11 protein-coding genes are annotated in these 14,322 nt (G+C 70.5%); 6 read left to right on the top strand and 5 right to left on the bottom strand.

Translation table 11 applies throughout. The annotated features are described in order from the left end of the window. Positions 1–2: 2 nt before the first annotated feature. On the bottom strand, positions 3–791 hold the full coding sequence (locus H7F49_RS07030) for an APH(3') family aminoglycoside O-phosphotransferase (protein WP_235981981.1): 789 nt from the start codon (positions 789–791) through the stop codon (positions 3–5). A 17-nt stretch (positions 792–808) separates the two neighbouring features. Continuing rightward, complete coding sequence (locus H7F49_RS07025) at positions 809–1,261, bottom strand: beta-lactamase hydrolase domain-containing protein (RefSeq protein WP_185682866.1); 453 nt, start codon at positions 1,259–1,261, stop codon at positions 809–811. A 406-nt stretch (positions 1,262–1,667) separates the two neighbouring features. On the opposite strand from H7F49_RS07025, the gene H7F49_RS07020 reads away from it, so the two are divergent. The 3 genes from H7F49_RS07020 (at position 1,668) to H7F49_RS07010 (ending at position 5,236) form a co-directional block, all read left to right on the top strand. Continuing rightward, positions 1,668–2,540, top strand: coding sequence for a dienelactone hydrolase family protein (locus tag H7F49_RS07020; RefSeq protein ID WP_185682865.1), 873 nt, complete (start codon positions 1,668–1,670; stop codon positions 2,538–2,540). A gap of 78 nt (positions 2,541–2,618) precedes the next feature. Next, positions 2,619–3,017: a peptide-methionine (R)-S-oxide reductase MsrB gene (gene msrB, locus H7F49_RS07015; protein WP_185682864.1), complete on the top strand. Its 399-nt coding sequence runs from the start codon at positions 2,619–2,621 to the stop codon at positions 3,015–3,017. A 116-nt stretch (positions 3,018–3,133) separates the two neighbouring features. After that, a complete protein-coding gene (locus H7F49_RS07010) occupies positions 3,134–5,236 on the top strand; it encodes a transglycosylase domain-containing protein (protein WP_185682863.1) in 2,103 nt (700 codons plus the stop codon). Positions 5,237–5,793: 557 nt separating this feature from the next. Here the strand turns inward: H7F49_RS07010 and H7F49_RS07005 are convergent. The 3 genes from H7F49_RS07005 to hflK all read right to left on the bottom strand — a co-directional run bounded on the left by H7F49_RS07005 (position 5,794) and on the right by hflK (position 9,671). Beyond that, positions 5,794–7,338, bottom strand: coding sequence for a Do family serine endopeptidase (locus tag H7F49_RS07005; protein WP_185682965.1), 1,545 nt, complete (start codon positions 7,336–7,338; stop codon positions 5,794–5,796). 252 nt (positions 7,339–7,590) lie between these two features. After that, a complete protein-coding gene (hflC, locus tag H7F49_RS07000) occupies positions 7,591–8,451 on the bottom strand; it encodes a protease modulator HflC (RefSeq protein ID WP_185682862.1) in 861 nt (286 codons plus the stop codon). Beyond that, positions 8,451–9,671 carry a protease modulator HflK gene (gene hflK, locus H7F49_RS06995; protein ID WP_235981980.1) on the bottom strand — a complete coding sequence of 407 codons (1,221 nt, stop codon included), beginning with the start codon at positions 9,669–9,671 and terminating at the stop codon, positions 8,451–8,453. Before hflK ends, hflC begins: the two co-directional genes overlap by 1 nt. Positions 9,672–9,842: 171 nt before the next feature. Between hflK and H7F49_RS06990 the strand changes: the two genes are divergently transcribed. Genes H7F49_RS06990 through hemH form a run of 3 tightly spaced genes read left to right on the top strand, consistent with a single transcriptional unit; the run spans position 9,843 to position 14,288 of the window. After that, positions 9,843–10,841 carry an Mrp/NBP35 family ATP-binding protein gene (locus H7F49_RS06990; protein ID WP_185682963.1) on the top strand — a complete coding sequence of 333 codons (999 nt, stop codon included), beginning with the start codon at positions 9,843–9,845 and terminating at the stop codon, positions 10,839–10,841. A 1-nt stretch (position 10,842) separates the two neighbouring features. Beyond that, positions 10,843–13,272: a molybdopterin cofactor-binding domain-containing protein gene (locus H7F49_RS06985; protein WP_185682861.1), complete on the top strand. Its 2,430-nt coding sequence runs from the start codon at positions 10,843–10,845 to the stop codon at positions 13,270–13,272. Next, positions 13,272–14,288, top strand: coding sequence for a ferrochelatase (gene hemH, locus H7F49_RS06980; RefSeq protein ID WP_185682860.1), 1,017 nt, complete (start codon positions 13,272–13,274; stop codon positions 14,286–14,288). Before H7F49_RS06985 ends, hemH begins: the two co-directional genes overlap by 1 nt. The last annotated feature ends 34 nt before the right edge of the window (positions 14,289–14,322 follow it).

Genomic DNA, 14,322 nt, shown 5'->3' with positions numbered 1-14,322 from the left:
GCTCAAAACAGTTCGTCGAGCAGCAGGTGGAAGTCGATCCGCGCGCGGTCGGGCGTGGGTGGTGCCATCGCTGCCAGGAACCGGTCCTGCAGGTCCGCGCCATGATCGGCCAGGCCGCGCCAGAACAGGGCGATGTCCTGGTGACGATCGGCGCGGCCCAGCCGCCCGGCGTCGATGGAACCGCTCACCCGGCCGCCGTGCCACAACACATTCTCAGGCGTGAAATCGCCATGAGTGACCACCGGGTCGATCCGGGTCGGGCAAGCCGCCTGGGCCGCGCTCCACACCCGCTCCACGGTCCAACCGGCCCGCTCGTCGTCGAAATCGTCGGGATCGACCAGCCCGGCGTCGATCCGCGCCCGGGCCTGCGCCAGACGGACCGTCGGCTCGGCCGGGAACGGGCAGTCACCGGGGGGAACCGCATGCAGCCGCTGCAGGAAGGCGGCCACGGCATCGACCACGGCGATCCGTTCGGCCGGACCTGAACGGCGTAGCACTTGCGCCACGTTACGACCGGGAACGGCTGTCATCAGCAGCCATGCGCGGTCGGCCTCGGCCACAAAGGCCACGACGTCGGGGACGGGCAGATGATGGGCCAGCCAGCGCAGCCGGTCCGCCTCGCCGGACAGGTCGTCCGCCCCTCGATCCGCCGCCGTCTTGAGGAACAGTGTGGCTCCCGGCCGGCCATCCGTCAGGCGCCAGACCGACGCCCCGGACTCGCCGGAGGTGACCCGCTGCCAGCGATAGCCTGCCAGCCGGTCCCGCAGGTCGGCCGGCAGAGTCTTCGGCAATCCCGGCGTCCTTGCGCTCATCGCCCGATGAAGCGCGCCCAGGTGGCGGCGGCGGGGTGGGCGTGAGTGCCCGGGTCCCACTGCCGGGTGAGCAGCGCCGCGGCACGATCCTCGGCCATGCCCAGCACCTCGCGGTGATAGCGGTAGAAGAATGCGGAGACCCGCCAGTTCAGGATGCAATGGACATGGACGGGCCCGCGCGCGCCCTCCAGCGCTGCGCGGAATGCGGCGAAATGGGTTTCGTCCGGCGCTTCGAACGGCACGGGAATGTGGCTGTAAGCGATGCCCAGTGCGGCCAGCCGCTCGGCCTCGTCGGGCAGGGCCTGCGGATGATCGGCCAGGGCCAGATTGATCACGTGGCAGACCCCCAGCGCGGCGAGCGCAGGCAGATCATCGGGCCGCAACGCCCCCGAGGTGGTCGTCGCGGCGTCGAGCCGCTGCCAGGCGGCGATCATGTCGGGTTCGCTCATGTCGCGATCCTAGGCCGGGCCGGCTGGTAGGGACAGTCTGGTTTTGCCTGGTTGCGGTCATTCCGATCCTCTCCGCACAGAGCACACAACCGCCCTCTAATCGTCCCCCCGGCCTTGAGCCGGGGCAGGGCTCGCGTGGCAACGGTTGGGGAAGAACAGCCCTGTCCCGGGTCAAGCCCGGGACGACGATCATCTTTTTCGGGTCAGCACCGGCTTGGCCGGCCCCGTCCCCGTGCGCCGAACGTCAGCCCCCCACCCAAGCTTGCCGTTCCATGCGCAGGTGACCTGGTCGCGCGGCCAGCGGGGGGCGGGCCTTGGGGCGGTCAATCCCGCACCCGCTTTCGGACCTGTTGCACCGCGCCGCCGTTGCTCTAGGCTGGGGCTGGAGCGATCCGGGAGACTGGCGATGTGCGATGAATTCACCTTGGAGGACGAGCAGCGGGCGGCGGAAGGCGTGTCGCGCCGGGGCTTTGGCCTGGCCGGCGGGGCAGCGACCGTGGCCGCGTGGAGCGCGACCTGGGCTCCGGCACAGGCCGCCGACCTGGCCGTCAGCGAGAGCACGGTCGCCATTCCCACGCCGGACGGGACGGCCGATGCGGTCTGGTTCCACCCGGCCCAGGGCAAGCATCCGGCCGTGGTCATGTGGCCCGACATCGCCGGAATCCGCGATGCCAACAAGGCGATGGCGCGGCGGCTGGCGGCGGCGGGTTATGCCGTGCTGCTGGTCAACCAGTACTACCGCTCCGCCAAGGCCCCGGTCCTGGCCGATTTCGCGAGCTGGCGCACCCCGGCCGGGCAGCAGACGCTCAAGCCGATGATCGCCGCGCTCAGCCCGGCGGGGACCCTGCGCGATGGGGCGGCCTTCGTCGCCTGGCTCGACAGGCAGCCGCAGGTCGATCGCAAGCGCGGGATCGCCACCACCGGCTATTGCATGGGCGGGCCCTTCGCCGTGCGTACGGCGGCGGCGGCACCGGATCGGGTGAAGGCGGTGGGATCGTTCCACGGCGGCGGGCTGGTCACCGAATCGCCCGAGAGCCCGCACCGGCTGCTGGCACGGACCAAGGCCAGCTACCTCATAGCCGTCGCCCGCAACGACGATGCCCGCGCGCCGGGCGACAAGGACGTGTTCAAGACCTCGGCCAGCGCCGCCGGTCGTCCGGCCGAGGTCGAGGTCTATGCCGCCGACCACGGCTGGACCGTGCCGGACTCGCCGGTCTACGACAAGGCCGAGGCCGAGCGCGCCTGGGCCCGGCTGCTGGCCCTGCTCAAGCGCCTGTAATCGGCGCCGCCGGGGGAGGGTGGCTTGCTTGCAAGCGGGCCGCCCGCTCCCCATCTGGGCGGGCGAAGGAGAACGCCGATGACCGACAAGCTCACCCTGACCGATGCCGAATGGCGCGAGCGGTTGACCCCCGAGCAGTACCAGATCCTGCGCCACGGCGGGACCGAGCGGGCCTTCACCGGCAAGTACGAAAGCAACAAGGCGCCGGGCATGTACCTCTGCGCGGGCTGCGGCACGCCGCTGTTCTCGTCCGAGACCAAGTACAATTCGGGCTCCGGCTGGCCGAGCTACACCAGCCCGGTTGCGGCCGACGCGGTGGACGAGCACGTCGACCACTCGCATGGCATGGTCCGCACCGAGGTGCGCTGCGCCACCTGCGAAGGGCATCTGGGCCACGTTTTCCCCGATGGCCCCGGCCCGGACGGGCTGCGCTATTGCATCAACAGCGCCTCGCTCGATTTCAAGCCGAAGGACTGAGCCTGCGTCCCAGGGGCGTCGCGCATTTTCTGTTAACGCTGTGTTCGCCTTCGCCTATGCATGGGGCTGACAAGGGACGGGCCCGAGGCGGCCCGCAGAGGGATTAGACAGACCGCATGGCCCGTACCGACGTCCGGCGCACCCCTTCCGGCACGCCGCCCAAGCCGTCCCGCCCCGGTCCCGGCAAACGGAGCGGCGGGTTCGGGCGCTTTGTCCGTCGCCTGTTCGCCTGGGGTGCCGCGGCGGCGCTGGCCGTGGTGCTGGCCCTGGCGGTCGCGGTCGGGGTGGCGGCCTCGTCGCTGCCCAGCTTCTCGGCGCTGAAGTCGCAGCAGGAAGGCCAGATGATCGTCGTCCGCGCGCGCGACGGATCGGAACTGGTCTCGCTCGGGCCGAGTTACGGCAAGTGGATCCCGGTCGGCCAGATCCCGCGCGAGATGAAGCTGGCGATGATCTCGGTCGAGGATCGCCGCTATTACGATCACTTCGGGGTCGATCCGGTGGGCATCGCCCGGTCGCTGTTCGTCCGCGCGCAGAGCGGTCGCTGGCGCCAGGGTGGGTCGACGATCACCCAGCAGCTCGCCCGCAACGTCTTCCTCAACAACAACCGCACCTTCGCCCGCAAGGCCCGCGAGGCGATCCTCGCGATCGCGCTCGAGACCAAGTTCAGCAAGGACGAGATCCTCGAGCTGTACCTCAACAAGGTCTATTTCGGCGGCGGCGCCTATGGCATCGATTCCGCCAGCCGCAAGTTCTTCGGCCATCCGGGGACCGAGCTGACCCTGCCCGAGGCCGCGATCATCGCCGGGCTGGTCAAGGCGCCCTCGCGCTATTCGCCCACTGCCGACGCGGAGGCCGCGGTCAAGCGCGCCAAGGTGGTGCTGGAAACCATGCAGGACGCCGGCTCGATCACGGCCGGAGAGGCCGACGGGGTCGATTTCGCCAAGGTCCGCTTCGCCGCCGAGCAGGGCCAGAACTCGGTCCGCTACTTCACCGACTGGGCCCTGCCGCAGCTCGACCTGCTGGTCCCCGAGAACAGCGAGCCGATCGAGGTCTGGACCACGCTCGATCCCGCCATGCAGCACGCCGCGACCGATGCCGTGGCCAGGAACGCTCCCAAGGGCGCGCAGGGCGCGATGGTGTCGATCGACCGCGATGGCGCCGTGCTGGCGATGGTCGGGGGGACGGACTACGTCACCTCGAACTACAACCGCGCGGTCAACGCGGTGCGCCAGCCCGGTTCGGCGTGGAAGCTGTTCGTCTACCTCGCCGCGATCGAGGCCGGCTACAAGCCCGACGATGCCGTGGTCGACGAGCCGGTGACGATCAACGGCTGGAGCCCGCACAACGATGGCCGCAACTATGCCGGCAAGATCGACGTGCGCACCGCCTTCGCCTATTCGAAGAACACCGTGGCGGCGCAGCTCGGCAACGAGGTCGGCTTCGGCACCGTCGCCGCCATGGCCCGGCGGCTGGGGATCAGCACCCCGATCAACACCATGCCCTCGATGGTGCTGGGCACCTCGGACGTGCGCCTGATCGACATGACGCGCTCGTTCGCGGCCGTCTCGGCCAAGGGCATGGCGGTGGAGCCCTACGGCATCACCAAGGTCGCCACCACCGACGGGCGCGTGCTTTACGAACACAAGCCGGTCCCCGGCCAGCAGGTGCTCCAGCCCTTCGTCGCCGCGGCGATGACCGACCTGTTGCAGACCGCCGTGAACATCGGCACCGGCCGCGCCGCGCAGATCGGCCGGCCGGTGGCGGGCAAGACCGGCACCACCAGCTCGAACAAGGATGGCTGGTTCATCGGTTTCTCCAGCGGGATCACCACCGGGGTGTGGATGGGCCGCGACGATGCCAAACCCATCCCCGGGCTGATGGGCGGCACCGCCCCGGCGCGCGCCTTCGCCCAGTACATGCGCCAGGCCACCGCGCGCCGTCCGGCCGAGAATTTCGACACCGAACTGGTCCTGCCTGACTGGCAGCTCGAACCCGATGACGAGGCCCGTACCGGCAGCCCCGAGGACTATTACTATGTCGACGAACAGGGCAACCTGATCGACCCCGCGCGCAACGAGGCGCCCAAGGGGCCCCTGGCCGACAGCCAGCGCGGCCGGCTGGAGGACAATGGCCAGCCTTTGCCGCCCAACGGCGCGCCGCCGGCGGCGAACGATGATTTCCTGGATCAGGCGACCGGGCGGCGCGGGCGGGGGCAGTAGGGGGCGCAGCGCCCCGCCACCGCAGCCATTTCCCATCGTCGCCCCGGACTTGATCCGGGGCCTGGCTAGCCTTGGCAAGGTCAGTGCAGGGAGAGAAGCCGGGTCCCGGGTCAAGCCCGGGACGACGATTGAGAGGGCTATCGGATTTGGATAGGCCAAGGGTCGATGCTGGTGCGATCCTGTTGCCGGGATAACCAGCCATCACCCATCGTCCAGCACCAACACCCGCTCAGCCTGAGCCTGTCGAAGGCCGCCCGACCGCGCTGGCCCCACCATGCCGCACGGTTTCTCGCTGGGACTTGATCAATCGCCCAGATCACCTGTCTCGCGTGGGCTGCTACAGGCTCAAAGTCAGCTGCACTGTATCAACTCCGTTCGTGTCGAGCGAAGTCGAGACACGCCGCAAGGCCTCTCGACTTCGCTCGACACGAACGGAAAGAGGTCATCCAACCTCCTCAGGTCAGACCAAGCCTGTAGAACCGTGCACGCACACCCCACCAAAAACCCCGCCTCCTTCCGGAAGCGGGGCTCTTGCCTTCAACCGACGCCGCGCGGCATCAGCGCAGGCGCACCGGCATGTAGATCGGCGGCTGGCCGCGGCGCTGGACGCGCAGCAGGACGGCGTTGCGGGTCTGGGCCTTGGCGGCGCGGACGATGCCTTCGAGCTGGGCCACGGTGGTGACCTCGGTGTAGTTGGCCGAGAGCACGATGTCGCCGCGCTGCAGACCCTTCTGGCCCGCGTCGGACGACTGGTCGACCGCGGTGATGACCAGACCCCGGGTCCCTTCGCCTGCCCCGAGCTGACGCGCGATGGCGGGGGTGAGGGGGATCGCGGAAAGCCCCAGCGACTGTTCGACCAGACCTTCGCCCTGCTTCTGCGGCGGGCGGTTGTACTGATCGCCGTCCTGGCCCTGCGGCTGGTCGAAGCTCTGCGCCTGGGCCAGCTCGTCCTCGCTCGGACGGCGGGCGACGGTGACCTGCACGGTCATGCGCTGGCCGTTGCGGATCAGTTCGATCGGCACGCGGGTGCCCGGCGGGGTGTTGGCGACGATGTAGGACAGCGTCTGTTCGGGGCTGACCTCCTTGCCGTTGACCTTGAGGATCACGTCGCCGCCCTGGATGCCCGCCTTGGCGGCGGCGCCGGTGGGTTCGACCGCCTGGATGAACTCGCCGCGGTTGTGCGGGATACCCAGCGAATCGGCCAGGTCCTCGCCCAGCGGCTGCAGGCGCACGCCCAGATAGCCGCGCTCGATCGCCTGGCCGGCCTTCAGCTTTTCGACGATGGGGGCCGCGGTCTCGGCGGGAATGGCGAAGCCGATGCCCACGCTGCCGCCGGTGGGGGAGAAGATCGCGTTGTTGATGCCGATCACGTTGCCGCGCATGTCGAACATCGGCCCGCCCGAGTTGCCCCGGTTGATCGCCGCGTCGGTTTGCAGGTAGCGGTCATAGGCCGTGCCCGATCCGGTGGCGCGGTAGACCGCCGAGATGATCCCGGCGGTGACCGTGCCGCCCAGGCCGAAGGGCTGGCCGATCGCGATCACCCAGTCACCCACGCGCACGCCGCGGCTGTCGCCGAACTTGACGAAGGGGAAGGGCTTGGTCCCGCTGATCTTCAGCACGGCCAGGTCCGAGGCCGGATCGCGGCCAATCAGCTTGGCCGGAAACTCGGTGCCGTCGGTCAGCTTGACGGTGATCGATTCGATCTCGCCCTGGCCATCGGCGGCGATCACGTGGTTGTTGGTCACCACATAGCCATCGGCCGAGATCAGGAAGCCCGAGCCGAGCGACTGTGCCTCGCGGGTCTGGGGCGTGCCGCCGCCCTGGCCGCCGCCGAACAGATCGGCGAAGGGCGTCCCGGCGAAGGGGTTGCCGTCCTGCTGCTGCACACGCACGCGCTGGCGGGTGGAGATGTTCACCACTGCCGGCTGCAACTGCGCGGTCAGGTCGGCGAAGCTGGCCGGCGCACCGGCCCGCGGCACCACCTGCTGCATCTGCTGGGCATCGTTCTGCGCCACCTGGGCTCCGGCAGGGAGGCCGGTGACAAGCGAAAGCGCCGCACCGCCAAGCAGCAGCGCCGAGGTCACTCCATAAGCGTATCGCACGGGCTTCACGTCCTTTGTGTTCCTTTGCTCTGGCGGGCTGTCACGCTCCGCGAGGGTCAGCGCGGTTTCACCCCGAAACGGCTTAACGCAGATTGAATGGCAAATCGGTGGACCGGTTTAGTGTCCGTTGCAGATCATTCTCCGGTATCCAATCTCCGTTCGTGTCGAGCGCAGTCGAGACACGCCGCGCACCGTGTCTCGACTGCGCTCGACACGAACGGATGGAGGTGGTCTGGGTTCAGAGGCAAAGCCTCACGGCGTGCTCCCCTTGAACTGGCGCAGATAGCTGCTGTCGGGCGAGAGCAGGATGGTGCTGGTCCCGGCGTTCTTGGTGTTGGAGAACGTCGTGTCGTAGCTCTGCATCGCCCGGTAGAAATCATAGAACGCCGGGTCCTTGTTGAAGGCGTCGGCGTAGATCTTGGCGGCGTTGGCCTCGGCCGTGGCGCGGGTGATCTGGGCGTTGCGCTGGCCCTGGGCGACGATCGTGGTCGCCTCCTGCTCGCGCGCGGCCGCCATCCGGGCGAAGGCCGATTCGAGCGGGGTGCCATCCGGCAGGTCGGCGCGCTTGATCCTGACGTCGATCACCTGGGCGCCATACTCGCGCGCCTGCCGGTCCAGCCCGTCGCGGATGTTCTTCATCGCCTGGCCGCGCTCGGCGGTGAGCAGCGACTGGAAGGTGCGCTTGCCCAGTTCCTGGCGGAGGACCGAGGAGAGGATCGGCTGGAGCTGCTCGCCCACCCGCACGGTGCTGCCGGCCGAGCGGACCATGCGCACCGGATCGATGATCCGGTAGCGGGCATAGGCGTCCACCTCGATCCGCTGCTGGTCGGTGGAGAGCACCTGCTGGCGCTCCATGTCGACCGAGAGCACGCGCTTGTCGATCCGCACCAGCCGCTCCATGAACGGCACGCGGAACACCACGCCCGCGCCGGTCTGGCCGAAATCGGCGTTCGGGCGGTAGCGGTTGATCACCCGGTCGGGATCGCCCAGGCGCACGACCACGGCCTGTTCGGTCTCGGGGACGATGGTGAAGCACGACAGTGCGCCGATCGCCACCACCAGGGCGCCGATCGCGGCGGGCTTGTTGTCGCGCCAGAAATCGCTCAGCGCCATCACTGCGTCCCTCCCGCGGGCTGTGCCGCTTCGGCCTTCTTCCGCAGCTCGGGCAGGGGCAGATAGGAATTCACCCCCGGCGCGGCGACGATCACCTTGTCATTGTTGGACAGGACGCGCTCTATAGTCTCGTAATACATGCGGCGGCGGGTCACCTCGGGGGCCAACTTGTACTGTTCGTAGACCTTGTCGAACGCCGCCGCGTCGCCCTGGGCGCGCGCGGTGATCTGCTGGGCCCAGGCCTGGGCGTTGGACATCTCGCGCTGGGCATCCTGCTGGGCGGCGGTGACCTTCTGGAAGGCGTCGATCACCTTGCCCGGCGGATCGGCCTTCTTGATCTCGACGCCCTGGATGAGCACGCCCGAGCGATAGGCGTCGAGCACGGCCTGCATGCGCACCCGCACGGCCTGCTCGATGTCGCCGCGGCCGGTGCCGCCCATCGCCTCGGTCAGCGGGACCTCGGCGATCGAGGCGCGCATGGCGGCCTCGGCCACTTCCTTCACCGTGGTGTCGGGATCGGCCAGTTGGAAGGTGTAGAGCTTCAGGTCCTTGATGTTCCAGCGCACCAGATAGGAGATGTCGACCAGGTTCTGGTCGCTGGTCAGCATCAGCTTTTCGGCCTCGCCTTCGGGAATGGTGTCGCGCTTGATCGAGGTGACATCGGCCACGGTCACGCTCTCGATCGGCCAGGGGAGGGTCAGCGACACGCCCGGGCCGATGGTGCGCGAATACTTGCCCAGGGTGACCACGATGCCCTGTTCCTTGGGCCCGACCATGTGCGTGGTGGTGAGCGCGATCCAGATCAGCGCGACGCCACCGGCGATCGCCGGCAGCCACGAACGGCCGTCCGGGCGCTGCGGCAGGCGGGGCATGCCGCCGCCGAAGCCGCGCCCGCCGCCATTTCCGGGGCCAGGGGCGCCGGTGCGGCCGCGGAACAGGTCCTCCAGGCTGGGACCGCGCCGCGGCGGCTCACCGCCGCTGCCACCGCCGCCGGAACGTCCACCCGGGGCGCCGCCGCCCGGAAGCCAGGGATTGCGCGGCCCGGCGTTCTTGCCCGGAGCAGGTGGATCGGCCCGGGGAGGCTCGTCATCACCGCCCGGTTCCGCCGGAGGTTCGCTGCCGCCCCACGGGGACCCGCCGCCTGAACCGGCGCTGTCGTCCGTCTTGTTCCCGTTACCCGCCATGGCCAGCCAGCCGCGCGCGATTGCATCGCCGATCATTTTCATGGGGTCCGTTATAGGAATGAGTTGTTGACAAAAACAGGGCCCCCCGGCGCATTTTCCTGTGTGGGGTTCCTTGCTAGGGCGGCCGGCGATACGGCAGCCTCCAGGCGGAAACCGGGCCGGGGCCAACGGGAACGAAGCGTGAGCGACAAAACCACCGCACCACTGATGAATGCCCTGCCCGAAGGGACACGTCCGCGCGTTTCGACCGTGCGGCTAGCCGATGGCGTGGCGACGCTCGTGCTCGATGCCGGCGGACTGGATCAGGTCGCCCGCGCCGCGCTGGAAGCCGAAGTGCGGGCTGCCCTGGCCGGGGTAGAGGGCGTGGCCGAGGTCCGCGTGGCGCTGATGGGTGATCGTGCGGGCGGACCTGCCCCGACCGCGCCGCGGCCGCGCCCGCGGATCGTGGCGGTCGGGTCGGGCAAGGGCGGGGTCGGCAAGTCCACGCTCTCCGCCAATCTGGCCGTGGCGCTGGCCCGGCTGGGCCACAAGGTCGGCCTGGTCGACGCGGACATCTACGGCCCGTCGCAGCCGCGTCTGCTCGGCAACGAGGGGAAAAAGCCCGAAGCGCACGACAAGGTGATGTTCCCGGTGCCCAGCGAATGGGGCGTGCCGGTGCTGTCGATGGGGCACCTGGTCGAACCCGGGCGGGCGATCGCCTGGCGCGGGCCGATGGCCTCGGGCGCGCTCGGCCAGTTGGTCGAGGCCCACTGGGGCGATATCGAGCTGCTGCTGATCGACCTGCCGCCGGGCACCGGCGACGTCCAACTGACCATGGTGCAGAAGCACAAGCCGGTCGGCGCGGTAATCGTTTCGACCCCGCAGGACCTGGCGCTGATCGACGCCACCCGGGCGATGAACTTCTTCGACCAGGCCGGCGTGCCGGTGATCGGCATGGTCGAGAACATGTCGGGCTATGTCTGCCCCCACTGCGGCGAGGCGAGCGATCCCTTCGGCCATGGCGGGGCCGAGGCGGCCGCGGCGGCGGCGGGCGTGCCGTTCCTGGGCCACATCCCGCTCGATCTCGCGATCCGGCGCGACAGCGATGCCGGCAAGCCGCCCGCCGCCGGGGACACTCCGCAGGGCCGCGCTTTCGCCGCGGTGGCCCGGCGCCTGGCCGACTGGCTGGCCCATGCGCCGGCGACCGCGCCGGCCAATCCGGGCTGAGATGCCGCGGATCGCTCCCAGCTTGCCGCCGCTGACGCTACCCCGGGTGACTCGCCGGGGCCTGCTGATCGGCGCGGCGGCGGGCGGCGGACTGCTGGTCGCCTGGGGGCTGATGCCCCGGCGCTTTCCGCTGCCGCAGCCCGCGCGCGAGGGCGAGACGGTCTACAACGCCTGGCTGCGCATCGCGCTTGACGGGACCGTGACCGTGGCCGTGCCCCAGTTGGAGATGGGGCAGGGGATCTCGACCGTGCTGGCCCAGATCGTGGCGATGGAGCTGGGGGCGGACTGGTCGCAAGTGGTGGCCGAACCGGCGCCGGTCAGCGGGGCCTATGCCAATGTGCCGCTGGCGGCCAAGTGGGCGGCGCTGTGGATGCCGTTCGGCGCGGGACTGGACACGGGCGGCGGCACGGCCGCGCGCAGCAGCCGCCTGGCGCGCAGCTTTGCCGAGCGCAACCGCTTCACGGCCACGGCCGACGGCACGGCCCTGGCCGCTTACGAGACCCCGGCGCGCGAGGCGGCCTGCGCGGTGCGGACCCTGCTGCAGCAGGCCGCGGCCCAGCGCTGGGACGTGGATTGGCAAACCTGCGAGGTGATCCGCGGGACGGTGCGCCATGGCGGACGGCGCCTGCGCTTCGCCGAATTGGCCGAGGATGCGGCGCGCCACGATCCCCCCGATCCCCTGCCGCTCGGCCCACCTCCGGCCGAACCCCATCCGGCCGAGAGCGGAGCCGCCGCTCCGGCCGCCGACCCGTCTGGCCTCCCGCCTGGACCTCCGTCGCCACCCCCGTCGCCCGGCGGGGCGACCGGCGTCGCGCGCGGGTCCTACCCCCGGCTCGACCTCCCCGCCAAGGCCGAGGGGCGGGCCCTGTACGCGGCTGACGTGCGGTTGCCCGGCATGGTCTTCGCCGCAATCCGCCATGCCCCGCACGGGCGCGAGGCGAAGCTGGGCCGCCATGATCCGGCGCGGCTGCGCCCCGGGGTCCGGCTGGTGCCGGGGGAGCGCTGGCTCGCGGCGGTCGGCCCCACCTGGTGGAGCGCGGAGCAGGCTCTGCGCGACCTCGCCCCGCGCTTCGCCGTGCAACGCCCGGTCGAGAGCGCCCGGATCGATGCCGCGCTCGACAAGGCGGTCAAGCGGGCGCGCACGCACCGGATCGCCACCCTGGGCGATCCCGAGGGCGCGATGGGGGATCGTCCCAGCCTGATCGCGCGCTATGACGTGGGCTTCGGGCTCCATGCCGGGCTGGAGACCGCCAGTTGCACCGCACGGCTGCGTGACGGCATGCTCGAGCTGTGGCTTGCCAGCCAGGCGCCGGAGGCGGCCCGGCGGGCGGCGGCAGCGGCGCTGGGGCTGAACCCGCGCCGCGTGATCCTCTATCCGGTCCTGGCCGGGGGCGGTTTCGACGCCCGGCTGGAGCACGATCATGCGGTCGAGGCGGCGCTGATCGCGGCCGCGGTGGGCAAGCCGGTCCAACTGATCTGGTCACGCTGGCAGGAACAGGTCGCCAGCAAGCCGCGCGCCCCGGCAGCGGCCCTGCTGTGGGCGCGGACCATGCCCGATGGCGGCGCGGTGCTGGCCTGGCACGCCCGGGTGGCCACCCCGCCCGCCGCGCGCGAGTTCGGCGAGCGGCTGTTCGGCGGGCGTTCGGCCGAGGCGGCCCTGGCCGCGACCGCGGGCCAGGCCGACCCGCTGGCGCTGGAAGGGGCGCTGCCGCCCTATCGCCTGGCCCATGTCGCGGTGGACCACGTGCCCGTTTCGACAGGTGTCCCGGCCGGGCGCCTGCGCGGCAATGGCGCGGCGGTGAACGCCTTTTTCACCGAAAGCTTCGTTGACGAGCTGGCCCATGCCGCCGGGCGCGAACCGCTGTCCTACCGGATCGAGATGCTGGGCAACGATGTCCGGCTGGTCGATTGCCTGCAGCGCTGCGCGGCCCTGACCGGCTGGGATGCCGGGGCTGCGGGGAGCGGGCAGGGCCTGGCCTGTGTGCGGATGACCCCGCGCGATGCCGAATTCGGCGCTTCCGTCGCCGCGGATGAAGGTGGCCGTATCGCGGTGATCGCCACGGTGCGGCGCGACGAAGGGGGCGTGCGGGTCGAACGGTTGACCGCCGTGGCCGATCTCGGCCGGATCGTGAACCGCGATATCGCCCGCCAGCAGATCGAGGGCGGCCTGATATTTGGCATGGGCCAGACCGTCGGGGCGAGCACCGCTTACCTGCGCGGTCTGCCCGTTCTGGGCCGCCTGCCGGAACTTTCGCTGCCGGTCCTCGCCAACACCCCCGAAATTGTCGTAGAGTTCATCGACGGGCCCGGCGATCCGTTCGATCCGGGCGAGCTCGCGGTCGCGGCGGTGGCTCCGGCGATCGCCAATGCCCTCCATTCCGCGACCGGAATCCGGTTCCGCAAACTGCCGCTCTTTGCCGAGGAAGTCTGATGTTGCGTCCCGCCGATCACCCCGCCGCCCCGACGGGCGGCACCGGCGTCCTGCTGGTGAACCTCGGCACGCCGGACGCGCCGACCACCCCCGCCGTGCGCCGCTACCTGGCCGAATTCCTCAGCGATCCGCGCGTCGTCGAGATTCCCGCGCTGCTGTGGCAGCCGATCCTGCGCGGGATCGTGCTCAACATCCGGCCCAAGAAGAGCGCGCACGCCTATGCCCAGGTCTGGGGGCCTGACGGCTCGCCGCTGGCCACGATCACCAAGGCCCAGGCCGAGGGGCTGCAGGCGCGGCTGGGCTCGCGTGTCATGGTGCGCTGGGGCATGCGCTACGGCCGCCCGGCACTGGGCGACGAGCTGCGCGCGCTGAAGGATGCGGGCTGCGATCGCATCCTGGTCGCCCCGCTCTACCCGCAGTACTCGGGCGCGACCACGGCCACCGTGATGGACGCGCTGGGCGATACCCTGCGCGGGATGCGCTGGCAGCCGGCGATCCGCACCCTGCCGCCCTATTACGACGATGCCCTGCACATCGCCGCGCTGCGCGACGATCTGGGCCGCCAGCTTGCCGCCCTCGCGTTCCGGCCCGAGGTGCTGGTGCTGTCGTTCCACGGCATGCCCGAGCGGACGCTGTTCCTGGGCGATCCCTACCACTGCCAGTGCCAGAAGACGGCCCGCCTGCTGCAGGCGGCACTGGCCCCGGACTGGCCCGATCTGCGCATCGAGATTTCGTTCCAGTCGCGGTTTGGCCGGGCCAAGTGGCTCGAACCCGCCACGGACGACGTGCTCGCCCGCGAAGGGGCGGCGGGAACGCGGCGCCTGGCCATCGCCGCGCCGGGGTTCAGCGCCGATTGCCTCGAGACGCTGGAAGAACTCGCGATCCGCGGCCAGGAGCAGTTCGCCGAGGCCGGCGGGACCGACTATGCCGCGCTGTCCTGCCTCAACACTGGTGAGCCCGGGATGGCCATGCTCGAAGGACTGATCCGCCGCGAGCTGGGCGGCTGGCTCGATTGATTTGCGTCAAGGTGCGGTCAGCCCCGGCCGTGTA

This window comes from Novosphingobium aerophilum (genome assembly GCF_014230305.1).
Taxonomy (GTDB): domain Bacteria; phylum Pseudomonadota; class Alphaproteobacteria; order Sphingomonadales; family Sphingomonadaceae; genus Novosphingobium; species Novosphingobium aerophilum.
Note: the sequence above shows the minus strand (reverse complement) of the source record. Positions and strands in the feature narration are given on the sequence as shown.